Genomic DNA, 24,367 nt, shown 5'->3' on the forward strand with positions numbered 1-24,367 from the left:
GTATCCCGAGATCATGCAGAAATCCATGGACGGCGATATGAGTATGCCCGCGGGCAGCGACACGAGCACCCCTCCCGACGACGGCAGTATGCAGAAGTTCCCCGCCTTTGAGGGTAAAGACCTGGATGGCAACACGGTGAAGAGCGACGAGCTGTTCTCCGGCAACGCCGTCACCGTAGTGAATTTCTGGTTCACCACCTGCAATCCCTGCGTGGGAGAGCTTGCCGAGCTGGACGCGCTGAATAAGGAACTCGCGGAGAAGGGCGGCTCCCTCATCGGCGTCAACACCTTCACGCTGGACGGCGACGAGGCAGCGATTTCCGAGGCGAAGGACGTGCTGGCCAAGAAGGGCGCCACCTATCAGAATGTGTATTTTGACTCCGATGGTGAGGCGGGAAAGTTTACCACCAACATCTTTGCCTATCCCACCACCTATGTGGTCGACCGCAGCGGCAATATCGTGGGTGAACCCATCGTAGGCGCCATCACGGAAAAGAAGCAGGCGGAGACACTGCAAAAGCTCATCGATCAGGCGCTCGCCGCCGATATGGGTTGACCCGAGATTTAAAAAAGCGCCTGCTGTGCGCCATTGCATTGCCCTCGGCGGGCAAGAGGCGGAGTGAGCCCCGCTTCCCCTGAAAGGAGGAAACGCGATGTATCGAAGCGTATTGGCACTGCTTTTCGCCTCGGTGCTGCTGCTGGGCGGCTGCGCCGCCGGGCAGCAGACTGTGCCGAAGGAAAAGAGCGGACAGGAAGCAAACATGGACGGACTGGCTTTTGACCGGTCTGACGAGGAGATCACCTATATGGATACCACAGACAATGTCATCTATCTGGCGGGCGGCTGCTTCTGGGGCATGGAACAGCTGATGCAGTCCATCCCCGGCGTTATCGACGCCGAGAGCGGCTATGCCAACGGCACCTGCGAGGCGGACGCCGATTACAAGACCGTCTGCAAGGGAGAGACCGGCTTTCGGGAAACGGTGCGCGTGGAGTATGACCCCGAGCAGGTGAGCCTTGACGCGCTGCTGCTGGCCTACTTCTATGTCATCGACCCCACGGTGCAAAACCGGCAGGGCAACGACCGCGGCAGCCAGTACCAGACCGGCGTTTACTTCACCAACGAAAGCGCGAGAGAGACGGTGAAGCGTATCGCGGAGATCGAGCGCGGCCGCAGCGAGAAATTCTTCGTGGAGATCGGCCCGCTCAAGAATTACTATCCCGCCGAGGAATACCACCAGAACTACCTCGAAAAGAACCCGAACGGCTACTGCCACATCCCGCGCGCGGAGATGGAGCTTTTTTCCCGGCTGCGCATCGACCCGGGCGACTATCAGAAGCCCGCGGCGGAGTCCATTCGTGACAAGCTGACGGCGGAGCAGTACCGCGTCACGCAGGAGAGCGGCACGGAGCGCGCCTTCACGGGCGAGTTCTGGGACAAGTTTGAAAAGGGCATCTATGTGGATGTCGTGACCGGCGAGCCGCTCTTTTCCTCCACGGATAAGTACGAGAGCGGCTGCGGCTGGCCCGCCTTTACAAAGCCTATCGAGGGCCCCGCTGTGGTGGAAAAAGAGGATTTGAGCCACGGGATGCGCCGCACGGAGGTCAGAAGCCGCGCCGGAGACTCCCATCTCGGTCATGTGTTCACCGGCGATCCGGAGTCGCCCAACGGCGTGCGCTACTGCATTAACAGCGCGGCCCTGCGCTTCGTCCCCTATGAAAAAATGGAGGCCGAGGGCTACGGATACCTGCTGTACCTGTTTGAAAAATAGGACGCAAGCAGTCGGCAGTTCTCATGCAAGGAACTATCAGCACATCACAGCATATCGGACTGCCCGGTGGCAGTCCGATATGCTGTGAATGGAATTTTCCGCCACTCTCAATGAGCCGATTTCGAAACGGAGAAGCACATGTATCTTTTTCAAATAAGCAACTACGATGACCCCGCCGTGGACAGAGAAACCGCAGAACTGCTGCACCGGCATTTGGAAGCTGAGAGCCGGCGGCGCTGCCCGCTATATGGAATGCGATAGACCGCATCAGAACTCACGCCGCGAAAGGCCCGGCGCGCGAAAAGCGGACAGTGCGCTACCGCATTTATGGCGTGTTTCTGCTGGCGCTGGGCCTTTTGACGCTGATTCTCGGCTTGATGCCGCCAAGAACCACCGATGTGATCATTGTGGGCGGAGCCGTGATCATTGCAGGCCTTCTGGAGTTTACCCTTGCTCGCGGAAGAACGCCGCCGCGCATACCGGCGTCCTGCAAAAAGGAGGCGCAGAAAGCGCTGGAGCTGCGGCGGACCATTGATTGGGAAAAGCTCAAAACCACCATTCGCTTCGAGGATGCCGGCATAACGATCTGCGCGGAGGAGAACGAAGAACATCTCTCTTATACACGGATAAAGAGCGCCTTTGAATCATTGCATCTGTGGCTTGTGGTCTGCGACGATGAATGCGCGCTGCTGCTTCAGAAAAAGGACCTGAGGTCCGGGAACGCAGACAGCTTCCTCTCTGACATCATTTCAAAAATGAACACAGGAACAGATGCATCCGGCTGAACGCGGCAGCTATGTGACGTTACCAGCCCGTTTGTCCCAGTGGGACTTCAACTATGGTCCAGCTATCGACGGAAGCATACAAATGAGCGATTACCAGAAGGATGATCGGAGGCAGATGAATAAGCGAGGGATAGCCTTTATAGTGGTAGATATCAGGGCTGTTGTCAGCAAAATGTAGGATGCAAGAGGCCAATCGGCAGGCAACAAACATGCGAGTTGAAGCAGCATTTTATATCCGCCTAAGAAAGATCCAGTAGGCATTCGGCCACTGAGAACACACCATCTGATACCTCCCCCTGTTCAGATCTTCTGAACAGCCATCCATGTCGAAAGCGGAGAGACTGCGATACAGCAATCTCTCCGCTTTTCTGTCGTGATCTCCTGCTTTGAGCGGAGAGGCCGAACCTGCACGACAATGAAAAAACATGGCTCCAAGCCGGGACAGGCGGTTCTTATGAGGTATCCTCACATCTGCGGCACTGTCGACGCTGTCCAAAGGCAGCCCACACTCATCCCTCTAAGTACGGGCATCGGATGCCCTGACTTTTTGCGGTCTTTTGAGGATATGCCTCCCCCTCCCACCACCACTAACCTCGAATATCCTTATGCCCACAGCGGTGTCGCTGTGGGCTTTTTTGCGCCCTTTGGGCAGCCTCGCTGCCGTAGCCCTCCTGTGTTCTGAAATTTACATCCAACAGATTTCAGAATATGGAGGAACCAAAAATGTATGACAGACGGAGCATCTACGCACTGAACAAGAAAAATCCAGACGCCATTGTACTTCCAGACGCCGATGGAAATCTGATCTGCCTGACCTGCGCTGATTTCACCGATGAAGCAGAGTTTCGCCGTTGGAAGAGGTGGTCGGGCCAGGACTTTCACGCAGAGGACAAAAGCGATGTGGAGGAAAGCGACCACACCACATCTATGGACATGGTTCCGGAAGCCGCCCTTGCTGTTCCCAATGAGGATGCTTTGGCAGAGGAAAGGCAGGTCAGAGAAGATCAGATTCGTTGTGCGGAGGCAGCGGTTTCTGGGATCAGAAGCATACTGACTGGTGCACAGTTTTATAGACTCCGGCAGTATTGCATCGAAGGGAAAACAGAGAGCGAAATCGCCGAAGCAGAAGGCGTCACGCAGCAGGCTGTGTCTAAATCGCTGGTCTCCGCTTTGAAAAAATCGAGAAAATTTTTGAAAAGGGGTCCAAAAATGGTTGTGAAAAAGCCTGAAAAAAGATGATTAGTGAAGGGACAAGTATCCCCCATCTTCTGAACCTTGAAAAACACCGCCCAGGCGGTCATATCCGGTGACTGGAATACCTTTGCTGACGGCGCGAGCGTCAGACCGGGTGCGCGAGGACCACCTGTGCGGAGCATTCTCCGCATATTAGGACGGCCAATAGAAGGTGCAGAGCGATACCAACCCAGGTCAAATGCAGCTTTGGCAGGCTGCTTCGCCATGACCCCGTCAGCTTACAATGATACTCCTGTACGCAGCTTCGAGAGAACCTCGGAGGGGTGAAACTCCCGTGACGCGCGCCAGCGCGGTTCCAGCCGCCGCCCTTGCCTGGGGAAGTAGTGTCGAACACAGGCAGCAACGCAAGAGCAAGAAGGCCGCTCCGCAAGGAGCAGTTCCGCCCCGATACGGAGCGGCCTTTTCTGCTTTGCGGCAGAAGTATGGGGATCGTCCACCTCCTCTTTCTCTTTTCCGCCATCCATTCTTTTCTCTCTTTTAATCCTCTGAACGGCCTGCATTCACTCCCTCCTTATCGCCCCGGACGATCCTCATATTTGTGCCGCAAGGCAAAATTCAGAAAAGAGGTACCGATATGGATCAGAACGTCAATTATTACGGCATCATCCTTCTGCTGCGCCAGCTTCGGGAAAGCGGCAGCTTCAGCGAAAAGGAGTTGCGGAGGGTGGCGGCACGGATCGCCGCGGACAGCGGCGCGGACATTATGATTTCTCTCTGATTTCCTCCATCTTTCAGTAGCTTTATGACCAAGGTTGTGGTAGTGTTTGTGTTGCAAAAAAGGAGGTGAGCAGGCATGGCGGAAAAGCATCTGACAGACGGCACAACGGCGCTGACAGCGCAGCCCCGCGTCATCAAGATCGAGGCAGCGGAGAAGTCGCAGAATGCGCAGCTGCGGGTAGCGGCCTATACCCGCGTCAGCTCGGACTCCGATGACCAGCGCAACTCCTTCGCGGCGCAAAACCGCTACTACGCCGAGCTGATCTCCGGCAAGGCTGAATGGCGCATGGTGGATATCTACGCCGACGAGGGCATCACCGGCACCTCCGCCGCAAAGCGTGAGGACTTCCAACGCATGATGACGGACTGCCGCAGAGGGCTCATCGACCAGATCCTCGTCAAATCCATCTCCCGCTTCGCCCGGAACACAAAGGACTGTCTGGAGGCAGTGCGGGAGCTGAAGGAGCTGGGCGTCAATGTCCGCTTCGAGCGCGAGGGCATCGACATCGCCAATGTGAGCAGCGAGCTCATCACCGCCATCTACGCCGCCTTCGCCCAAAAGGAGAGCGAATCCATCTCCGGCAATATGCGCTGGAGCTATCAGCGCAGGATGGAAAGCGGCGAGTTCAACACCTGCCGCGCCCCCTGGGGCTTCCGGCTGGACGGGAAAAGCCTTGCCGTCCACGAGGATGAAGCCGAGATCGTGCGGCGTATCTTCCTCGAATACCTCTCCGGCAGGAATCCGCGAGAGATTGCGGAAATCCTGAACGCCGAGGATACATCGGGACGGATATGGAAATATAAGTCTGTGGATTACATCCTGCAAAACGAGCGTTATGCAGGCAACGCTCTGCTGCAGAAGCGATACACGACCGCTACCCTCCCCAAGCAGCAGAAGATCAACCACGGGGAGCGCGAAATGTACTATGTGGCGGATAGCAACGAAGCCATTATTCCACAGGAGCTATTCGACCGCGCAAAAGAACTGCGGCAAAGACGCAGCGTCGGGCAGACTGTCACCCATGGAAGGCTCTGCGTCCGGATGCGCTGCTCCTGCGGCTCCCGCATCCGGGCAAAGCAAGTCAATGGCAGATGGTACTGGTGCTGCTGCCGACACGATGAAAAAGGCGACTGCGCCATCAAGCCCGTGCCGGAAGCGCAGACGGATGAAGCCTTCCGCCGCCTCTACTATAAGCTCAAGCATCAGAGCCTCCCCATTCTGGAGCAGATGCTCGAGACTCTCCGGGCGATCCGTGATCGCAGATTGCTCTGGAGCGAGGACATCGTTTCCCTCAACAAAAAAATATCTGAACTCTCCAGTCAGAATCAAACGCTGGCCTTCCTCAAGCAAAACGGCCTCGTTGATCCTGACATTTTTATATCCAAAAGCAACGAGCTGACCCGCCAGCTCCGGCAGGCCAAGCTGGACAAAGAGGAACTTATGGCTGCCGAGGGGGATGCCACCGCCCAGCGGACGCAGGAGCTGATAGCCCTGCTGGAGGATGGGCCGGACTTCCTCGACCACCCAGACACAGAGCTGTGCGGCGCACTCATTGCGGAAATCATCGTGGAGAGCAACGACACCCTCCGCTTCCGCCTGCATAACGGGCTGGAGCTGCGGGAATCCATTGAGAGGACGGTGCGATAATGGGAAACCGAAAGCAGCCCTTCGGCTACCGTATGACGCTGGGCGAGATCACGATCCTGCCGGAGGAAGCGGAGCTGGTACGGTTTATCTTCCAAGGCTACAGCATGGGAGCCACGCTGGGGGAGCTGACCAAGGCACTCTGCCGGCAGGAGATTCCCTACTATGAGGGGCGGACATGGAACAAAAACATGGTCTCCCGTATTTTAGAGGATGGCCGATACATCGGAGGGAAAGGTTATCCGGCACTCATCGAGCCGGAGCAACTCCGCGTGGCAGCGGAAAAGAGGACGGCAAGAGCACGCCCGCCGCAGAAAACGCCCGCGCAGAAGGCCCTGCGGCGGCTCTGCGGCGCACCGCCCTCCGAGCGGGTGGAGAAGATCGTCACCGACCTGCTCAACGAGCTCATACGCTGCCCCGACCGTGTCCGGCCATCGACATCCCAAGTAGTCGGCGCTGCCTGCGGAAAAACGCGGGAGGAGCTGACCTCCGCGCTGGAGCGGCAGCCCATCGACGAGGACAACGCCAGAGCGTTGCTCCTTCAACTGGCGGCAGAGCAGTACGACGCCATTGGGAACACGGAATACGAAACCGTGCGGCTGCGGCGGCTGCTCACCGGCCGAATGCCCATGCCGGAGTTGGATGCGGAACTGCTGCAAAGTGCGGTGTCAAAGGTGCGTGTGACGAACAACTGCGTGACCGTGACGCTGAAGAACGGGCAGACCATAGAGAGGAGAGATCAGCTGTGAACGAAACCGCCCCAAGAGTCATTAAGATCCCCGCAAAGCCGGAGTCGGTCCGGCAGGCGGAGCTACAAAGACAGCTCCGGGTCGCCGCCTACTGCCGGGTCTCCACCAAGGAGGAGGATCAGGCAAACAGCTACGAGGTGCAAAAAGAATACTACACCGACAAGATCATGTCCAACCCCGTGTGGACCATGGCGGGCATCTTCGCCGACAAGGGCATCACCGGCACCTCGGTGAAAAAGCGCGAGGACTTCATGCGTATGATCCGCCACTGCCGCCAGAGGAAGATAGACGTCGTCCTCACCAAGTCAGTCTCCCGCTTCGCCCGCAACACGGTGGACTGCCTCTACTACACACGGGCGCTCAAGGAGCTGGGCATCGCCGTCATCTTTGAAAAAGAGAACATCAATTCGCTGGAGGAGGACAGCGAGCTGCGCATCACGCTCTCCGGCGCCTTCGCGCAGTCCGAGAGCGAATCCATCTCCGCCAATGTCACATGGGGCAAACGCCGCGCCATGGAGAGCGGAAAGGCGACCATCCAGTACAAATACCTCTACGGCTACCGCAGGGGCGCGGACGATAAGCCGGAGATCATCCCGGAGGAGGCAGAGGTCGTCCGCTGGATCTACGAGCGATACCTCGCCGGAGCCAGCACACGGATGCTGCGGGACGAGCTGCATGAGCAGGGCGTGATATATTCCGAGAAGTCACCGCAATGGACGCTGCCTCATATCAAGAGCATCCTGCGGAATGAGAAATACTGCGGCGACGTGCTGATGCAGAAAACCTTTCAGCAGGATGTCATCAACCGCAAGGTCATCAAAAACACAGGGCAGCTCCCTATGTACCTCATAGAGAACCACCATGAGGGCATCGTCAGCCGTGAGAAGTACAACGCGGTGCAGGCGGAGATGGCGCGGCGCAAGGCGGCAAAAAGCCCCTCCAAGAGAGCCTCCACCGGTCTTTCCGCCTACACCAGCCGCTACGCCCTCTCGGACCGGCTGGTGTGCGGCGAGTGCGGAACGCTGTACCGCCGCTGCACATGGACGCGCCCCGATGGAAAGCGCGTCGTGTGGCGCTGTGTGAGCCGCCTGGACTACGGCAAGAAATACTGCCACAGCTCACCCACGCTGGACGAGGCGCCGCTCCAGCAGGCGATTATAGCCGCCCTCAACACCGTCCTGCCGAACTTGGATGGCCGCATCCGCCAAATCACGGAGGCGTTGGAGGCGGAGGTCATCCCGTTCCCCGGCAGCGGCATGAGCCTTGGCGACATCGACCGCAGGCTGGCGGAGCTGGAGGCGCAGTTCCAAAGGCTGCTGGAAAAGGCGGCGGATGATCCCATCGCCTATGGGGATCAGTTCAAGGAGATACTGGACGAGCAGACCTCGCTAAAGGAGCTGCGGGCAACCATCCTTGCCGAGAGCAGGGAACACGCCGAAGCGGATCGGCGCATCAAGGATGCCGCGGGGATGCTGGAAAACGCTGTGTCCCACATCACGGAATGGGACGAGACTGCCATCCGGCAGTTGGTGGCGCAGGTGAAGGTGCTGTCCAAGAATGAGATCAGCGTGACGCTCAAGAGCGGCATTGAGATCCGCCAGAGCATATCAAACTAAAAAAGGAGATGGGAAAATGGTATTTGTGACCGGCGACCTCCACGGAAATTTTGAGCGATTCAAACCAAAATACTTTCCCGAACAGGCGCGGATGACAAAGCAGGACATTATGATCTGCGCCGGAGACTTCGGGGGTGTGTGGTTTGGCGACAGTCGCGACGGTGAAACGCTGGACTGGCTGGAACGCCTGCCCTTCACGCTTGCCTTTGTCTGCGGCAACCATGAAAACTATGACGCGCTGGAACGATACCCTGTTGCGGAGTGGCACGGAGGCAAGGTGCATCGCGTTCGTCCCCATGTTCTGCACCTGATGCGCGGGCAGATCTTTGAGCTGGATGGTTACCTCTTCTTTACGATGGGTGGCGCAAAAAGCCACGACATCGAGGATGGGATTCTGGAGCCGGATGCCCCGGATTTTGAGCGAAGGCTCACGATGCTCCAGCGCAAGCCAAGAGCGAGGTACCGCATCAACCATATCTCGTGGTGGGCGCAGGAGCTGCCCTCCGATGAGGAATATGCCGTGGCGCGGCGAAGCCTTGACGCGGTCGGCTGGCAGGTGGACTACATCATCACCCACTGCGCCCCCACCAGCATCGCCCTCATGGGAAGCCGCCACAACGAGGCAGATCGGCTCACAGACTTTCTGCAAGAGGTGCAGGAAAGAGCAAAATACCACTACTGGCTGTTCGGCCACTACCACGACAACCGAGCCATTGATGAAAAGCACATCCTGCTGTGGGAGCAGATCGTGCGAGTCATCTGAAGCAGGTCAAAGCAGAGAAAAACACGGTGACACCGCCGTGCCTTTCTCTGCTTTGAGCGTTGATCAGGCGCGCCGCGCCGGAAAGGAGGAAAGCCCATAAACATTCGCAAGCCCACAGATTACACCACCCTGTTCGCCGCGCTGGACGCCGCTGTTGCGGCGCAGCTCCCGCAGATGGAGCTGTATTGCGAGATGGGCCGGGTGGTCAGCGGCAGGGGCGAAAAAGGCGCGGCTGTCGCGGCGTCGGAATACCTGCAAGCGGCCTATCCTGCGGCCGATGGCTTCTCTCCCCGCAACCTGCGCCGGATGCGGGACTTCTACCGGATGTACGGCGACACGCCGGAATTGCTGGCAGAGGCAATGCGTCTGAACTGGACACAGAATGTGGTCATCATGGAGGCTGGATTGACCATGGATGAGAGTTGCTGGTACATTCGGAAGACCGCCGAAAGCGGTTTATCCAAAACAGAGCTGCTGCGGAGGATTGAGAGAGCCGAGCATTCGGAAATTGCTCTTGGCGAAAGTGTAGATACCTGCTATACTGTAGAAAATGATGAGTTTTCGGAGAAGAATCGGTATGAAGAGTATCCTGTTTATCTGCCACGGCAATATCTGCCGCAGCCCCATGGCCGAGTTCGTGATGAAGGACTTGGTGAAGAAGGCTGGGCTGGCGTCACAATTCCATATCGAGTCAGCGGCCACCAGCCGGGAGGAGATCGGCAACCCGGTCTATCCTCCGGCGCGGCGCAAGCTGGCGGAGCACGGGATCTCCTGCGACGGCCACGCGGCGCGGCAGCTCACCAATCAGGACTACGACAAGTACGACCTGCTGATCGGCATGGACAGCGCGAACCTGCGGAATATGTACCGCATCTGCGGCGGCGACTTTGCCGGCAAGCTGCACCTCCTGATGGACTATACCGACCACCCCCGCGATGTTGCCGACCCGTGGTACACGGGCGATTTCGAGGCAACCTGGCAAGATGTGCTGGAGGGATGTCAGGGGTTGCTGGATTCAATCATTAGAAAAGAGGTATAATGAATGCCTACATCAAGAAAATTCAGAGACAGCATTCACGCCAAAGGCACAAATATCGCCGTGCTTTCCAATGGTAACAGCGATGACTACATTTCCCTGACGGATATTGCGCGCTATAAGAGCGATGCACCAGATGATGTAATCAAAAACTGGATGCGTAACCGTGACACGATTGAATTTCTTGGGCTGTGGGAACAGCTCAACAACCCAGAATTTAAACCCGTCGAATTCGACGGGTTTAGAACACAGGCTGGATCAAATGCCTTCACCATGTCCCCGAAGAAGTGGATCGACGGCACCGGAGCGGTCGGCATCATCTCTAAGGCTGGGCGCTATGGCGGAACATTTGCCCAGAAAGATATTGCGTTTGAATTTGCCTCTTGGATCTCCGCAGAATTCAAGCTGTATATCATCAAAGACTATCAACGTCTGAAAAACGATGAAAACAGCCGTCTTGCGCTGGGGTGGAATTTAAACCGGACACTGGCGAAAATCAACTACCGTATCCATACGGATGCCATCAAGGATGTGTTGATCCCGCCGGATGTGACCCCACAGCGTCAGAGCTTTACCTACGCCAATGAAGCAGATGTGCTGAATGTTGCGTTGTTCGGTATCACGTCAAAGGAATGGCGTCAGACACATCAGGATTCCAAAGGAAATATTCGAGATGAAGCAAGCCTCCAGCAGTTGATCGTTCTTGCTAATCTCGAAAGCATCAATGCGGAGTTGATTCGCCAAGGAGTCCCCCAGAGTGAGAGACTGCTCCGGCTGAATGCCAGTGCAAAGCAGATGATGCAGTCCCTTGTAGGAGATCATCGTATTGACGAATTTAGGACGTATGGTGAACTGCCGAATAAGGAAAGCAAATAAGCCACAGGCATATATTAAAACTAAGTTTATCATCCGCAACATACATAGGAATCTCTACTCTGCAACACATTGGGAGGCCTCATTATGGAATTTGACCGTGAAGTATTTGATCTTATGCCATCTGGAAGCAAAACCTTTAACCTGATTGGCCTAAAAATGCCGAGCGATAAGGATATATTCTTTCGCGCGAAGCAAAAGGAAACCCTTGATAAATACCAAGCAGCGAGGAGGTTTATGTATGAACTGGAAACTGACGATTGGGATCACTATTTTCACAAATTAGAAGATGAGAATGGCAATATCTACTTTCAAAATGTGCTCAAAGCTCAGTGGTATGAGGCAGCTCTGCTTTTTTACAATGCAGTCGTTGATTTGTCTTGGATAGCTTGTTACATATCAGCAGAATATTTCATCTATGTTGATGGGAAGCCAGTAGAAGTTGAAGGATTGACCCCTATAGAAGAAGCGTACAATGCGTTAAGAAAAGCTGAAGGCTATGTACAGCATCCCGGTGTAGATGGAAACCCCTTTGAATATTTGAGAAAAATGTGCCCCCAATTTAGTGATACATTGGATTTTGTAATCGCGTTCTGGAAAGACTTTGCTGACACGCCGGTTCGCTGGAAGTATAATTATTTAAAGCATAAGGGTTCATTGTGCTATAAAGAAATTCAAGAGCGTGAACCACATAAGATATTTTCTCTGCAGGTCAATGATAAGAAATGCCCAAGCGACATTAGGGATGTTCAAGCAACAATTAACCTCATCGATGCAATAGAAGAGTTACGAAGATTTGATAATGAAAAACTATTTCCATATATTGAATCACTTTTCATTCAACTTGAAACTTTAGTAAAGCCCTCTCCGCTGATTTTTTAATGTCGTGTACACGGGTAAATTGATTTTTGGCATGAAGGCAAAAATCTACAGTGGTACAGCATGACAAGAAAAGACCGTGGACAAGCCTGTCCACGGTCTTTTTTCGCGTTTGTTTCCTGCGTTACCGCGGCTGGCGGGGCGGCGCCTCCCGCGCCTTGAAATAGGCGAGGATGTGCTCCCTGAACTGCTCGACCAGCGGGGTGAACGGCTTGTCGATCTGCCAGGAGAGGTTGTAGGAGCGGGAGCAGGGCGGATCGTCGAGGTGGAGCAGCTTCACCCCTTCGGGAAACGCCCCCCAGCTCTGGGCGGCCAGGAAGCCGACCCCCTCGCCCGCTGCGATAAGCTTGGCGACCATTTCGGTGCCGTCGCAGGTATAGACGACGTTCGGCTTGAAGCCCGCCTGGAAGCAGAAGCCGTTGGTCTCCTCGGTCCAGCTCGTGGAGCGGATGAGCCCGATGAACTCCTCGTTTTGCGCCATGCGCAGCGGAATGTGGTCGTAAGCGGCCAGAGGATGCCCGGCGGGAACCCCCAGCACCAGTTCCTCGGTGAAGAGGGGGACGGAGGCGCACTTGTTGAGCGGGATGTTGACCGCGTGGATGTAGAGGTCGCAGTCGTAGAGGAACTTGGATTTGGTGTAGTTTTTGATGACCTCGAAGGTGGCGCCGGGGTGTGCGTGGCGGAAGCTCCGGATCAGCTCGATCAGGTAGAGTTCGCCGGTGATGTTCGTCTGCAGGCGGATGGGCGCGGTCGAAGGATTCTCAATCTCGCGGACCGCGCTGACGCCGCGGTCGACCGCGTCGATCGCCAGCTCGGCGTATTTGAGAAACGCGTGACCGTATTCGTTGAGCGCGATGCGGCGCCCGGACCGCTGGAACAGGGCCACCCCCACCTCGTCCTCGAGCAGGGAGATGGCCTTGCTCAGGGCCGGCTGGGAGATGAGCAGCTTTTCCGCCGCCTGCGAAATGTTTTCGGTCTGGGCCACGGCCCGGAAGTATCGGAGCCGGAGTATATCCATGCAGAGTCCCCCTCTTCGCCGGTTGAAGGCGCTTTCTTTCATCTTACCACCCCTCCTTACAAATCGCCAGCCAGAAAAAGGAAGCCGCCCCCCATGCGCCTGCATGGGGGGCGGCTTTTTTGGCTTTTGTTCAGACGGGGAAGAAGAACACGGCCGCGGTGAAGAGCAGCCCGGCGCCCAGCATGATGGCGGTGCTGTACCCCATGATGTCCTTGGCCTTGAGCCCGGTGAAGCCGAGCAGCGCGAGCGCCCAGAAGGGCTGGCACATGTTGGTCCATGAGTTGCCGTAAGCCACCGCCTGGCAGGCCTTGAGCACATTGCCGCCCGCGATCATGCGGACCGACTCGACGGCGATGGGGCCCTGCACGGCCCACTGGCCGCCGCCCGACGGGACGAACATGTTGACGATCGAGGCGCTCAGGAAGGTCCAGAAATAGAAGGTGAAGGGGGTGCTGATCGAGGCGATCGCGCCCGCCAGAATCGATACGAGGCCGGAATACTTGATGATGCCCATAATCCCGGCGTAGAGCGGGAACTGGAAGATGATGCCCGAGGCGCTCGAGGTGGAGCGCGCGAAGGCGGACACGTAGTTTGCGACGGTGCCGTGGAGCAGCAGGCCGCCGAAGATCAGGATGGCGTTGAGGAGGTTGAGGTCGAACGCCGCGAAGCCCTTGGTGACGAACGCGTAGACGACGTAGAGGATGCCCATGCCGCCGATGATCCAGCAGAAGGCATGACTGTTGTTGAGCAGCTCGCCCACCGACGCGTTCTTTTTTTCGGCCTTTTCGGAGGACGCCTCCCCGGCGGGCTCCTCCACGACCCGCAGCGCGTAGTCGGGGATGGGGCGGACGTTGTCCCCCTTGGGGTGGAGCAGGTAGGCGAAGAGGGGCAGCAGGACGATGAAGCCCGCCGCCAGGAAGAGGTTCATCGGGTTGAAGATGTAGCTGTTGAGCGGGATGAGGCCGATCTCCGACTCGAGTAAGTGTCCGGGCGTTGCGATCGAAAGGCCCACCGAGTTGGAGAAGCCGACGCACCAGGTCATCTGCCCGAGGTAGGCGCAGGCGACCAGCAGGCCGTATTCGCAGGGGACGCCGCGGCGGCGGAAGTTGCGCGCGATGCTCTTGGCGAGCAGCGCGCCGCCCGCGAGCGAGAGGCCGAACTGCACATAGGAGAGCAGGATGGTGACGGCGGCCACGAGGAAGGCCGCCTGCGGGCCGTTCCGGGGCAGGGAGGCGACCCGGTTGATGGCGCGCTTGGCCACCGGCGCGTCGGCCACCACCGCGCCGCCGATGATGCAGATGGCCATCTGCATGGCGAAGGTCAGCAGCTCCCACAGCCCGGCGTACCAGTTGCCCAGCACGGCGGCGGGGGAGAGGCGCTTCATGAGCATGGCCAGCAGGAAGGCGAGGATGGTCAGCGCGATGGCGAAGATGGTGGGATCGGGCATGTACTTCTGGGAAACCCGCGTGAAGGAATTGCCCATGCGGATGAGCAGGCTGTCCTTGGTTTCGGCGGCGGAATTCGGCTTACTCAAAACATTCACCCCTTTGTCAGCGTTCGGTTGTGCATTCCGGCCGGCCGTCAGTCGGCGAGGAAGTCAAGGTTGATCGTCTCGTTCTCTTTTTCGACGATCCCCTGAAGCAGGCAGACCATATCGACCAGGTCGTTCATGTTCAGCAGCTCGACCGGCGAGTGGGAATAGCGGCGCGGGATCGCGAAGGAGGCCTGCGGGATGCCGTCCCCGGCGTAGGCATACTCGGCGGCGTCGGTGGTGGAGAGGAAGCCGACCAGCGAGAGCCACTGCACCGGCAGGCCCTGCGCCGCCGACTGGTTTTCGATCGCCCTGCGGATCGCGGGATGCACGCTGCTGAAGACGCCGTATTGGTGGGAGCAGTCGCAGCCGTCCGCGAGCAGCACGGCCGGCCCCTTTCCGATCGAGATGGGGAGCAGGCCGCGGCGGGGCTGGTCGGGGGTGTCGCCCGCGGGGACGGTGTCGACGGCGATGACATAATCGGGATGCACGGCGTGGCCGAGCGCGCGCGCCCCCACCATGCCGACCTCCTCGCGGCAGGTGGCGCCGACCACGAGGGTGCCTGCGAAATCGCCGTCCGCGCAGAGCTTCATCAGCTCGCACACCACGGTGCAGCCGGCGCGGTTATCCATCGCGCGCCCGCAGAGAAAGTCAGGGTTGGCCATTTCGGAGACGGTGTCTGCGAAGACGGCGCGGTCGCCCTCCCGGATCCCCAGCGCCCGGACCTCACCGGCAGAGGAACAGGCCACGTCGATGTAGAGGTCCTTCGCGCCGCGCACGGTGCGGGCCTCCTCGGGGGTCATGAGGTGGCCGGGCTTCGCGCCGATCACGCCGGGGACCCGATTCCTGCCGATCCACACCTTGCGTCCGACCATCAGGTTTTCGGGCACGCCGCCGAGCTTGTCGAAGGCGAGGAAGCCGTCCTCGTAGATGTATTTGACGCAGAAGCCGATCTCGTCCGAGTGGGAGGCGATCAGGACGGTGGGGCCGGGGCGGCTGCCCCTTTTGACGGCGGTGAGGTTGCCCAGCGTGCTGACCTTCACCTCGTCGGCATAGGGCTTGAGGCGGGCGGCCATCGCCCGGACGACGTCCTGCTCCTCGCCCGACACGCCGATGATCGAGGTGAAATCGCAAAGCATTTCTTTCATTTCCTGTTTGACAGCGGTGCGTTCCATAGACCCTTCTCCTTTTCAAAATAAACTGATTTCTGGTGAATATTAACTATATTGATACTATCACGGGATTTATTCTATGAAAAATACCGATTTTTCATATCGAGCAAACCGGATCGGTTATAAGCGGCGCGGCGGGACGGGGGAATCCGAGGCGGTTCGTCGCCCTCTTTCGCGCAGTTTTTCTCCCGGGCCGGGGTATACTGGGCAAGGAAATGTTGGAAGGACATTCCCCAACAGGTAAGATGAAGGAGGATTTCACAATGAAAAAAGTACTGGCTTTGCTCCTTGCGCTCGCGTGCGCGCTCCCGCTCGGCGTGGCTGCCGCCGCGGCGTCGGGCGACGCGATCCCCTACCCGAACATCGGACTCGTGGTGGAGAGCGACCTCTGCGACGGGGACGGCGCCGTCTATTCCGCCGCCGATGTGATCGCGCCGGACACCACCGTCTACTTTCCGATCGAAGAGGCGGCGGTCAGCAAGCTCACCGACAAGGATTTCTTCAAGGTCAAGACCGACAAGGGCGACGACAACTCGAAGATGATCCAGAAGGTCAGCGTGACCGAAAAGAACTTTGGCACGGGCGGCCGGATCAAGGGCCGCTGGGTCGCGGTGAAGATCGAGCTCAAGCAGGACATCACCGACAACGAATACAAGCTCACCCCCGAGGTGACCTTCACGGCCAAGGAGAAGGTGACGATCGGCGGCCAGGAGTACGCCGAGGGCCAGAAGTTCTCCATCAAGTTCAAATTCTTCATGGGCAACACGACCGAGAACGCCGACCAGGATTATATGGCGGGCGACGGCGGCGTGGTCCTCGAGCCGAACAAGAACGAGGATAACGAGATCACCTGGGAGGACGAGAACCGGACGCTCGCGCGGCTCGCCTTTGAGAGCGACGACGACGCCAAAAAGCTCTTCCCCAAGATGACCACCAAGTGGGACGACCAGGATTACGCCGACTACTTTGCCGACCAGGACGCCTTCCTCTTCGACTTCATCGGCGCCCCCCGCATCTCCTCCACCAGCCGCGCCACCTTTGAGATCTACAATCCCTACTACGATTCCGACGAGGACGCCCTGACGGTCGACCCGTCCGACGTGGTGATCTACCAGGTGATCGACGGCGAGCTGGTCGACGTGACGCCCGCCTTCTCGGCGGTCGAGACGGACGACGGGGACTATGTCTTCCGCTCCAAGACCCGCCAGCTCGGCACCTATGTGGTCGCCGAGATGCCGATCGCGGCGGCGGCACGCGCCGAGCGCCCCGCCGAAAAGCCCGTCAAGGAGGCACCCGCCAGGCCCGCGCCGACCGAAAAGGCGATTCTGCCTTCCTTCGCAAAAAAATAACGGCACCCCATTTTGTTCCCGTCCGATCCGGCGGGCGGAAACGGGAAAAGCAGCCGCGCTCCGCGCGGCTGCTTTTCTTTTTCGGCGGCGTCTGGATAAAAGTGACAAACCGGTTACAAACTGAATTCCATAAAATGGAATAGTTACAATATGATTACATCGTGGTTACAAACTCGTTACAATTGTGAAAATAATTTTAACAAATTTGCATTTTCCTCTTGATTTTCGCATAGAATGTGGTATATTATAAGTAAGCAAAAATACAGAACGTAAAATGATCTGTAGAAATTATCCAAAAAGTTACAATCTGTAACTTTTAAAGGAGGCAGCAGCCGTGAAAAGAAAGAATCATCCTCTCCGCATCGGGGTTATCGCGGCCGTTGCCGCGTTTATCGCCCTCTCCGTTTTCGCAGGCGGCTTCATCGAGATCTCCCGCGATGCAGGCCTCGCCCGCTGGTTTACCGATACCGCCGTCTACCTGATCGTGAACAAGTTCGGCTCCAAGCTGTTCGCTTCGCTCGTGATCGGCTGCGGCGCGGCCTTTGCCAACAGCATGATCGCTTACGGCAGGGCCGTCAAGTCCCAAAAGCGTGCGCGGGCGACCCGCGTGCGGTTTACTCCCGGCGATTCGGGCATGGAGCGTACCGCCTAAACCGCTTTTCATTTTTTTCTCCTAATTCATAAAAAGAGCGCCGGCATTCGAAAGAATGCCGGCGCTCTTCTTCCGCCCTTTTGCGCCGGGCGGATGCTAAGCGAGGATGTAGGGCGCCAGGTGCCCGAGCAGGAGCAGCACCCCCAGCGAGAGCACGCAGTAGAGCAGGATTTTCCAGGTGGGCGGCGTGGGCCGCTTGAAGATAGACATACCAATGCCCCCAATGCACAAAATACCTCGTCCAGTTTAGCACAAGTTCGGCAAAAAGGGAAGGGCTCGCCGGAACCCCTTGTACGCCGCCGGGGATTTATGGTATACTGGAACCACTCGTGAAAAGGGCGGCCGCGGGCGGCCGCCCGGGGGACGCGTCGGACGCCTGCCGGATTCCGCGCGGTGCAGGTTCGCGCCCTCCGCCTACTCAAAATATGTGCCGGAGCGCGGCGGCGGAATGGATGATTGTGATGTATCAGGACATGATGGACACGATTGGGTTCGTCTCCAAAACCGACCCCGAGGTCGGCGCGGCGATGGGACGGGAGCTGGCCAGGCAGCGCCGCAACATCGAGCTGATCGCTTCGGAGAACATCGTCAGCCCCGCGGTGCTCGCCGCGATGGGCTCGGTGCTCACCAACAAGTACGCCGAGGGCTACCCCGCCAAGCGGTATTACGGCGGCTGCCAGAACGTCGACGAGGTGGAGAACATCGCCATCGAGCGCGCCAAGAAGCTGTTCGGCGCGGAGCACGCGAACGTTCAGCCCCACGCGGGCGCGCAGGCGAACCTCGCGGTCTATTTCGCGCTGCTTGAGCCGGGCGACACCGTGCTGGGCATGAGCCTTGCCGACGGCGGCCACCTGACCCACGGCTCCCCCGTGAACCTCTCGGGCAAGTACTATAAGTTCGTCTCCTACGGCGTCGACCCCGTCACCGAGGTCATCGACTACGACAAGGTGCGGGAGATCGCGCTCGAATGCAGGCCCAAGCTGCTCGTCGCGGGCGCTTCGGCCTATCCGCGCGTCATCGACTTCGAGCGCCTTTCGGCGATCGCCAGGGAGGCCGGCGCCTATTTCATGGTCGACATGGCGCACATCGCGGGCCTGGTCGCCGCGGGCGAGCACCCCAGCCCGGTGCCCTACGCCGACATCGTGACCACCACCACCCACAAGACGCTGCGCGGCCCGCGCGGCGGCATGATCCTCTGCCGCGAGGAGCTCGGCAAGAAGATCGACAAGGCGATCTTCCCCGGCATGCAGGGCGGCCCGCTCGAGCACATCATCGCCGCCAAGGCGGTCTGCTTCGGCGAGGCGATGACCCCCGAATTCAAGGCCTACCAGCACCAGATCGTCCTCAACTGCCGCGCGCTCGCCAAGGCGCTCACCGCGCGCGGCTTCCGCCTCATCTCGGGCGGCAGCGACAATCACCTCGTGCTGCTTGACCTGCGCAACTTCGGCATCACCGGCAAGGACTTCGAGAAGAAGCTCGACGAGGTGTACATCACCGTCAATAAGAACGCCATCCCCAACGACCCGCAGAGCCCCTTCATCACGAGCGGCGTGCGCGTCGGCACCCCGGCAGTCACCAGCCGCGGCTTCGTCGAGGCGGACATGGAAAAGATCGCCGAGTTTTTCTACCTCACCGCCACGGACTTTGATAACAAGGCCGACGAGATCCGCGCCGGCGTCGAAGCCCTCTGCGCCAAGTACCCGCTCTACGAATAGAGTTACGGACTTTTTTGTCGGCTTTTTTGTCGGCTTTCTTGAAAGAAAGCCTTGGCAAAGAACATTTGATTCAGGCTGCGCGCCCTGCCCCGGGGCCGGCCGCCGCCCGTGCGGCGGAACCGCGCCGCACGGCGCGCGTCTGCGGCCGCGGGCGGCGTTTTGCCTGAACCAAACGTTTTGCGCCGCTTATGAAGAAGCGGCCCTGTCGTCATCCCAGCCGCCGCCGGCAGGCGGCGGCTCGTTTTCTTCTGGAGGTGATTTTTATGGCTGCTCCACTGGCGGACCGTATCCGGCCGCAGACCCTCGACGACGTGGTGGGACAGGAGCACCTGCTCGCGCCCGGGATGGTGCTGCGGCGGATGGTCGAGACGGGCAGCATCCCCAATTTGATCTTCTACGGCCCGTCGGGGGTCGGCAAGACGACCGTTGCGTCGATCATCGCAAAAAAGGCGGGCAAAAAGCTCGTCCGCCTCAACGGCACCACTGCCTCGACGCAGGATATCCGCGACGCGGTGGCCGCGCGCGACACGATCGACGGGCTGGGCGGGGTGCTTCTCTACCTCGACGAAATCCAGTACCTCAACAAAAAACAGCAGCAGTCGCTGCTTGAGTGCATCGAGGACGGTTCGGTCACGCTGATCGCCTCCACGACCGAGAACCCCTATTTCTACGTCTACGGCGCGGTGCTCTCCCGCAGCACGGTGTTCGAGTTTAAGCCGGTCACCCCGGCGGATACGGCGCGCGCCGTCCGGCGCGCGTTCGAGGCCGCGGGGGAGGACGGCGGATACGTCCTCGCGGAGGGCGTGGTGGAATACATCGCGCAGGCGTGCGGCGGCGACGTGCGCAAGGCAGTCAACGCGGTCGAGCTGCTCGCGCTCGCGGCGGGCGGCCAACGGGAGATTACCCTGGAGGACGCGAAGCAGGTCGCGCAGAAGAGCGCGATGCGCTACGACCGCGAGGGCGACGAGCACTACGACCTGCTCTCCGCGCTGCAAAAATCCATCCGCGGTTCGGATGAAAACGCCGCCCTCCACTACCTCGCGCGGCTGCTCGAGGCGGGTGACCTGCTCTCCCCCTGCCGCCGCCTGCTCGTGATCGCCAGCGAGGACATCGGGCTGGCCTATCCGATGGCGATCGCCGTCACCAAGGCGTGCGTCGACGCGGCGGTACAGATCGGCCTGCCCGAGGCGCAGATCCCGCTGGCCGAGGCGGTCGTGCTGCTCGCGACCGCGCCCAAGTCGAACGCCTCCTGCATGGCGATCGAGGAGGCGATGGCCGACGTGCGCGCCGGGAAGTCCGGCCCGCCGCCCCGCTGCCTCCAGAACAAGCACTTCGACGGCGCGGACGTCAAAAATCCCGGCCAGTTCTACCGCTATCCGCACGACTATCCCAACCACTACCTGCGCCAGCAGTACCTGCCCGACGCCCTGCGCGACCGGGTCTACTACCGGTTCGGGGACAACAAGACGGAACAGGCGGCCAAAGCCTACCGTGAAAAGCTCCTGCGCGAGGCCGCTCCGGAGAAAGGGGAATGACGCGATGAAACGGCTGATTGCCATGCTCCTCTGCGCCTGCCTGCTCCTGGCGGGGTGCGGCATCCCCGACCCGCCCCGCCCGGCGCCCTCCCGCCCCGACGCGCCCGCCGCCGTTTCCGTGCCGGAGCAGACCGCCTCATCGCACCCGGAGGCGCCCTCCGCGCCCGCCGAACAGCCGGGCATCGAGGCCGCGCCGCCGCCGGAGGAATCCCTTTCCCCGGTGCGGACGGCGGAGCTGCTGGCCGCCGCGCTTCGGGAGGGGGACGTCCCCGCGCTCGAGGCGCTGGCCAATCCCGCCTTCGGCGTGGAGGGCAAGCTCGACTACTGGAAGGCGGTTTCAATCGGCAGCGTCTCTTATGAGGAACCGGAACAGGACGGCGGCGACTGGCTCTGCCGATTCACGCTGGAGGTGTCCGACCCGGGCGAAACGCCCCTCAAGACGGGTGAAAACGCCTGCGTCGCGCGGATCGGCTGTGCGCCCTACGGCATGTGGGACCGCTATTCGGTGCTGTCCTTCGCGCCCGCGGGCAAGGAGATACCCGGCACGGAGCTGTCGCGGAGCGCCGCCGCGCGGCAGGTCCGGTGGATGCGCGATTTCGCCTTTTTCGAGACGTTTGACGACCCGGCGGAGATCGACCGTGGGGCGCTGCTAGACTTCCTGCTCGGGACGGCCGCGCGGGACTATCCCGAGCAGGAGGCGACCCCGATCGGGATCGGCTCCGGCCTCGGCTACACCCAGGCGCAGCTCGACGCGGTCGCTGAAAACTATTTTGGCCTGACCGGCTTCACAATGACCGATTCGCCCCTCTACGACGCGGAGAGCGGTTGCTATGGGCTCAACGGGCACGGCGGCGGCTACCGCAACGAGCGGATTGTGCGGATCGACGAGGGCGCGGACCGGTGCGACGTCTGGATCGAACAGTACGGCGAGCCGTTCCAGCTCCTGCCGACCGGCGCCCTCCGGTATACCCTCGCGCCCAACGGCGACGGCAGCTTCCGGTACCTCTCGGTGAAGGCATTCCCGGCTGTGCCGGAATCATAGCGGAAAGAGGTGATCGCGGGCAATCCGGCCCGTTCACATAACAAAACGCGGGGATCAAAACACGGCCCGGTTGGTAGTCCGGGCGCGGCGGTAGCCGTCAGTAACCTGCCTCCTAAGGTTGTCCGTTCCCCGCGGCGAACACTTTTTTAGGAGGAACGGCAAATGGACATTCGCGGCAGGACAACGGTTTATTTCGAGGACCCGTTCTGGGTCGCGGTTTGCGAGGTTTCCGAGGGCGGAAAGCTGCGCGCCGCGCGGGTGGTGTTCGGCGCGGAGCCGAAGGACTACGAGGTTTACGGGTATTTCCTCGATCACTGGCGAAGGCTGCGGTTCAGTCCGCCCGTCCCCGATGGGGAAAGCGCCGCAAGGCAGATCAATCCCAAGCGGATGCAGCGGGAGATCGCGCGCGGGCTTGCCCGGACGGGAACGGGGACCAAGGCGCAGCAGGCGGTGAGCCTGATGCGCGAGGAAGCGGCGCGCGAGCGCAAGGTGAACGCAAAGGCGCGCGCCGAAGAGGAAAAGGCGCAGCGGTACGCGCTGCGCCAGCAGAAGAAAAAGGAAAAGCACCGGGGCCGCTAGGCCCCAGAAGAGGGAAGGGGGCTTTGCGGATTTCTGCAAAGCCCCCTTCCCTTATCCAAAACGTTGCGACTGGTGACACATTTCGCCACAGGCTGATCAGATCCTGCTATCCTTGTAAGGGCTACATGGCTCAAAAACTTACAAGGAAGGTGAAGGGATGCCGATTGACGGGGATATTCTCAAAGAACTGCGCAGGGACCAGGGCTATAATCAAGAAGAGATGGGGCGGATATTCGGGTTGTCTGTGAAAGCCTACTCGAGCCGGGAAACGGGACGGACGAAGATCAGCATCGAAATGCTGGAAAAGATGGCGGATCATCTGGGCACCTCAACCGATTATCTGTTGGGACGCACAGCGGTTGAAAAGCCCTACCCACCACGGCGGCGCAGGTAAAAAGGAACCCCGGGACGGCGCGCCGTCCCGGGGTTCCGTTTATGTATCGTTTAGTCTCCGTCGAACACCGTTTCGATCAGCCGGTCGGAGCAGTCGGGCGAATAGCGCCAGCGGTTCAGGTGCCCCTCCGTGAGAAAATAGCGGGTGGGCTGGGCGCGCCACGAGGCCTCAAAGGAATCGACGATGATGAGCTTTACCTTCATCTTTTCCGGGATGAGGCTTTTGATATAGACGCTCGCGTGCTGGCCGACGGCCACTCCCTCGCGCGGTTCCGCAAGCCCGGCGAGGTTGGGGGAAAGCTCGACGAACACGCCGTATTCCTCCACCGAACGCACGATGCCCGCCACCGTCTCGCCCGCCGAGAACATGGCGGCGTTTTCGCTCCAGGTGCCGAGCAGCTCCTTGTGGGAGAGGGAGACGCGCCCGCCCGGTTCAAGCGCCTTGACGACCGCCCTGATGTCCTGCGCGGGGGAGAAGCGGTCGCGCGGGTGGGAGATTCGGCTGATGGAGATCGCGTCGATCGGGATGAGGGAGGGGATGCCGCAGCCGATATCCACGAAACACCCGAACGATTCCAGATGGGTGACACGCGCGTCGATGATGTCGCCGGGGACGAGGGACGCGATATAATTGTCCTGGCACTCCTGCTGGACCGCGCGGCGGGACAGCTGGGGGATGACGGTGCCGTCGGACGCTTTGACAAAGCCGGTGATGCGGTAGCAGACCGGCTTGTTGACTCTGGAGATGATGGCGATGTCGCGGGTGGTGCCCTCCGCGATCCCGAGCGCCGCTTCGTCGCGCGGGATGATTCCGCGCCATGCGCCCATGTCCACAATCAGGTTGTGGTCGGGGTCGCAGACGACCGCGCGGCTTTCCAGGATGCGCCCCGAGGCGTGCGCCTCCTGAAGGGCGCTCAGCGAGTGGAACGCCTGCCGGTTCGCCGGGGTATCTATCAGCAGTCCTTCCGGTTTGTAGTTTGGCATTTTGTGAGCCCTCCTCTTTCAACATACCCCATTTATATGAGCGCGTGGGGCGGAATAGAAGATGGATTTGCCTTTGGATTGCCGCTCGGGGAGCGGCGAAGCCCTCGTTGATTTGCCGCGTTGCGCCCGGCGGGGCTTTTTTCGCGCCCCTCCGGGGCGCTTTAGGGGAGCCGCCTTTGGCGGTGGGAATTGCCGGGTCCCGCCCCGGCGGCGGTTTTAGATTTGCCGCGCTGCGCCCGGCGGAGCTTAGACAGGAATTGCCGCTTTCCAAGCGGCAAGAATCACGAGCGCGTTCCGCCGCGCGCCAC

23 protein-coding genes and 1 pseudogene are annotated in these 24,367 nt (G+C 59.7%); 20 read left to right on the forward strand and 4 right to left on the reverse strand.

What is annotated here, in order from left to right:
- From NE609_RS13240 to NE609_RS13295, 13 genes and pseudogenes are all read left to right on the forward strand, one after another.
- Positions 1–556: TlpA disulfide reductase family protein (locus NE609_RS13240; RefSeq protein ID WP_256152766.1), on the forward strand; the 556-nt coding region annotated here is incomplete at its 5' end.
- Positions 557–653: 97 nt separating this feature from the next.
- Complete coding sequence (msrB, locus tag NE609_RS13245) at positions 654–1,772, forward strand: peptide-methionine (R)-S-oxide reductase MsrB (protein ID WP_110440249.1); 1,119 nt, start codon at positions 654–656, stop codon at positions 1,770–1,772.
- A 311-nt stretch (positions 1,773–2,083) separates the two neighbouring features.
- The gene (locus NE609_RS13250; protein WP_110440250.1) at positions 2,084–2,557 is read left to right on the forward strand and encodes a YcxB family protein; all 474 of its coding nucleotides are present in this window, start codon (positions 2,084–2,086) and stop codon (positions 2,555–2,557) included.
- Between the two features lie 723 nt (positions 2,558–3,280).
- Positions 3,281–3,796: a sigma-70 family RNA polymerase sigma factor gene (locus NE609_RS13255; RefSeq protein ID WP_256152767.1), complete on the forward strand. Its 516-nt coding sequence runs from the start codon at positions 3,281–3,283 to the stop codon at positions 3,794–3,796.
- A gap of 589 nt (positions 3,797–4,385) precedes the next feature.
- Positions 4,386–4,529, forward strand: coding sequence for a hypothetical protein (locus tag NE609_RS13260; protein WP_172678064.1), 144 nt, complete (start codon positions 4,386–4,388; stop codon positions 4,527–4,529).
- A 75-nt stretch (positions 4,530–4,604) separates the two neighbouring features.
- Positions 4,605–6,176 carry a recombinase family protein gene (locus NE609_RS13265; protein ID WP_110440252.1) on the forward strand — a complete coding sequence of 524 codons (1,572 nt, stop codon included), beginning with the start codon at positions 4,605–4,607 and terminating at the stop codon, positions 6,174–6,176.
- Entirely contained in the window at positions 6,176–6,922 is a 747-nt protein-coding gene (locus tag NE609_RS13270) for a recombinase family protein (protein WP_055245591.1), read from the forward strand. The genes NE609_RS13265 and NE609_RS13270 overlap by 1 nt, the downstream gene beginning before the upstream one ends.
- Entirely contained in the window at positions 6,919–8,538 is a 1,620-nt protein-coding gene (locus NE609_RS13275; RefSeq protein ID WP_110440253.1) for a recombinase family protein, read from the forward strand. The genes NE609_RS13270 and NE609_RS13275 overlap by 4 nt, the downstream gene beginning before the upstream one ends.
- Before the next feature lie 16 nt (positions 8,539–8,554).
- Positions 8,555–9,301 carry a metallophosphoesterase gene (locus NE609_RS13280; protein ID WP_110440254.1) on the forward strand — a complete coding sequence of 249 codons (747 nt, stop codon included), beginning with the start codon at positions 8,555–8,557 and terminating at the stop codon, positions 9,299–9,301.
- 174 nt (positions 9,302–9,475) lie between these two features.
- A pseudogene (locus tag NE609_RS17860) lies at positions 9,476–9,787 on the forward strand (DUF1016 N-terminal domain-containing protein); the annotation flags it as partial.
- A gap of 91 nt (positions 9,788–9,878) precedes the next feature.
- Complete coding sequence (locus NE609_RS13285) at positions 9,879–10,340, forward strand: low molecular weight protein-tyrosine-phosphatase (RefSeq protein WP_055245587.1); 462 nt, start codon at positions 9,879–9,881, stop codon at positions 10,338–10,340.
- Between the two features lie 3 nt (positions 10,341–10,343).
- Positions 10,344–11,213, forward strand: coding sequence for a KilA-N domain-containing protein (locus tag NE609_RS13290; protein WP_055245586.1), 870 nt, complete (start codon positions 10,344–10,346; stop codon positions 11,211–11,213).
- 84 nt (positions 11,214–11,297) lie between these two features.
- Entirely contained in the window at positions 11,298–12,092 is a 795-nt protein-coding gene (locus NE609_RS13295) for a hypothetical protein (RefSeq protein ID WP_055245585.1), read from the forward strand.
- A gap of 121 nt (positions 12,093–12,213) precedes the next feature.
- Here NE609_RS13295 and NE609_RS13300 read toward each other — a convergent pair whose 3' ends face one another.
- The 3 genes from NE609_RS13300 to NE609_RS13310 form a co-directional block, all read right to left on the reverse strand.
- Positions 12,214–13,107 (reverse strand): LysR family transcriptional regulator, encoded by an 894-nt coding sequence (locus NE609_RS13300; RefSeq protein WP_158595636.1) that lies wholly within the window; start codon positions 13,105–13,107, stop codon positions 12,214–12,216.
- Between the two features lie 130 nt (positions 13,108–13,237).
- The gene (locus NE609_RS13305; RefSeq protein WP_256152768.1) at positions 13,238–14,641 is read right to left on the reverse strand and encodes a short-chain fatty acid transporter; all 1,404 of its coding nucleotides are present in this window, start codon (positions 14,639–14,641) and stop codon (positions 13,238–13,240) included.
- Between the two features lie 47 nt (positions 14,642–14,688).
- Complete coding sequence (locus tag NE609_RS13310; protein ID WP_121586969.1) at positions 14,689–15,813, reverse strand: M42 family metallopeptidase; 1,125 nt, start codon at positions 15,811–15,813, stop codon at positions 14,689–14,691.
- Positions 15,814–16,073: 260 nt separating this feature from the next.
- Here NE609_RS13310 and NE609_RS13315 point away from each other — a divergent pair, with 260 nt between their 5' ends.
- The 7 genes from NE609_RS13315 to NE609_RS13345 all read left to right on the forward strand — a co-directional run bounded on the left by NE609_RS13315 (position 16,074) and on the right by NE609_RS13345 (position 23,076).
- Entirely contained in the window at positions 16,074–17,159 is a 1,086-nt protein-coding gene (locus NE609_RS13315; RefSeq protein WP_256152769.1) for a hypothetical protein, read from the forward strand.
- Between the two features lie 334 nt (positions 17,160–17,493).
- Positions 17,494–17,811: a hypothetical protein gene (locus NE609_RS13320; RefSeq protein WP_256152770.1), complete on the forward strand. Its 318-nt coding sequence runs from the start codon at positions 17,494–17,496 to the stop codon at positions 17,809–17,811.
- A 461-nt stretch (positions 17,812–18,272) separates the two neighbouring features.
- Positions 18,273–19,526, forward strand: coding sequence for a serine hydroxymethyltransferase (glyA, locus tag NE609_RS13325; RefSeq protein ID WP_121586973.1), 1,254 nt, complete (start codon positions 18,273–18,275; stop codon positions 19,524–19,526).
- A gap of 263 nt (positions 19,527–19,789) precedes the next feature.
- Positions 19,790–21,061 (forward strand): replication-associated recombination protein A, encoded by a 1,272-nt coding sequence (locus NE609_RS13330; RefSeq protein WP_121586967.1) that lies wholly within the window; start codon positions 19,790–19,792, stop codon positions 21,059–21,061.
- Positions 21,062–21,065: 4 nt separating this feature from the next.
- Positions 21,066–22,103, forward strand: coding sequence for a hypothetical protein (locus NE609_RS13335; protein ID WP_256152771.1), 1,038 nt, complete (start codon positions 21,066–21,068; stop codon positions 22,101–22,103).
- Positions 22,104–22,265: 162 nt separating this feature from the next.
- Positions 22,266–22,682 carry a YjdF family protein gene (locus NE609_RS13340; RefSeq protein WP_101549267.1) on the forward strand — a complete coding sequence of 139 codons (417 nt, stop codon included), beginning with the start codon at positions 22,266–22,268 and terminating at the stop codon, positions 22,680–22,682.
- Between the two features lie 157 nt (positions 22,683–22,839).
- Positions 22,840–23,076 (forward strand): helix-turn-helix domain-containing protein, encoded by a 237-nt coding sequence (locus NE609_RS13345; RefSeq protein WP_256152772.1) that lies wholly within the window; start codon positions 22,840–22,842, stop codon positions 23,074–23,076.
- A gap of 50 nt (positions 23,077–23,126) precedes the next feature.
- On the opposite strand, the gene NE609_RS13350 is transcribed toward NE609_RS13345, so the two are convergent.
- The gene (locus NE609_RS13350) at positions 23,127–24,059 is read right to left on the reverse strand and encodes a S1 RNA-binding domain-containing protein (RefSeq protein ID WP_101549270.1); all 933 of its coding nucleotides are present in this window, start codon (positions 24,057–24,059) and stop codon (positions 23,127–23,129) included.
- Between the last annotated feature and the right edge of the window lie 308 nt (positions 24,060–24,367).

Origin of the sequence: Anaerotruncus sp. DFI.9.16 (genome assembly GCF_024461615.1) — a bacterium.
In the GTDB taxonomy this organism is placed as follows: Bacteria; Bacillota; Clostridia; order Oscillospirales; family Ruminococcaceae; genus Anaerotruncus; species Anaerotruncus massiliensis.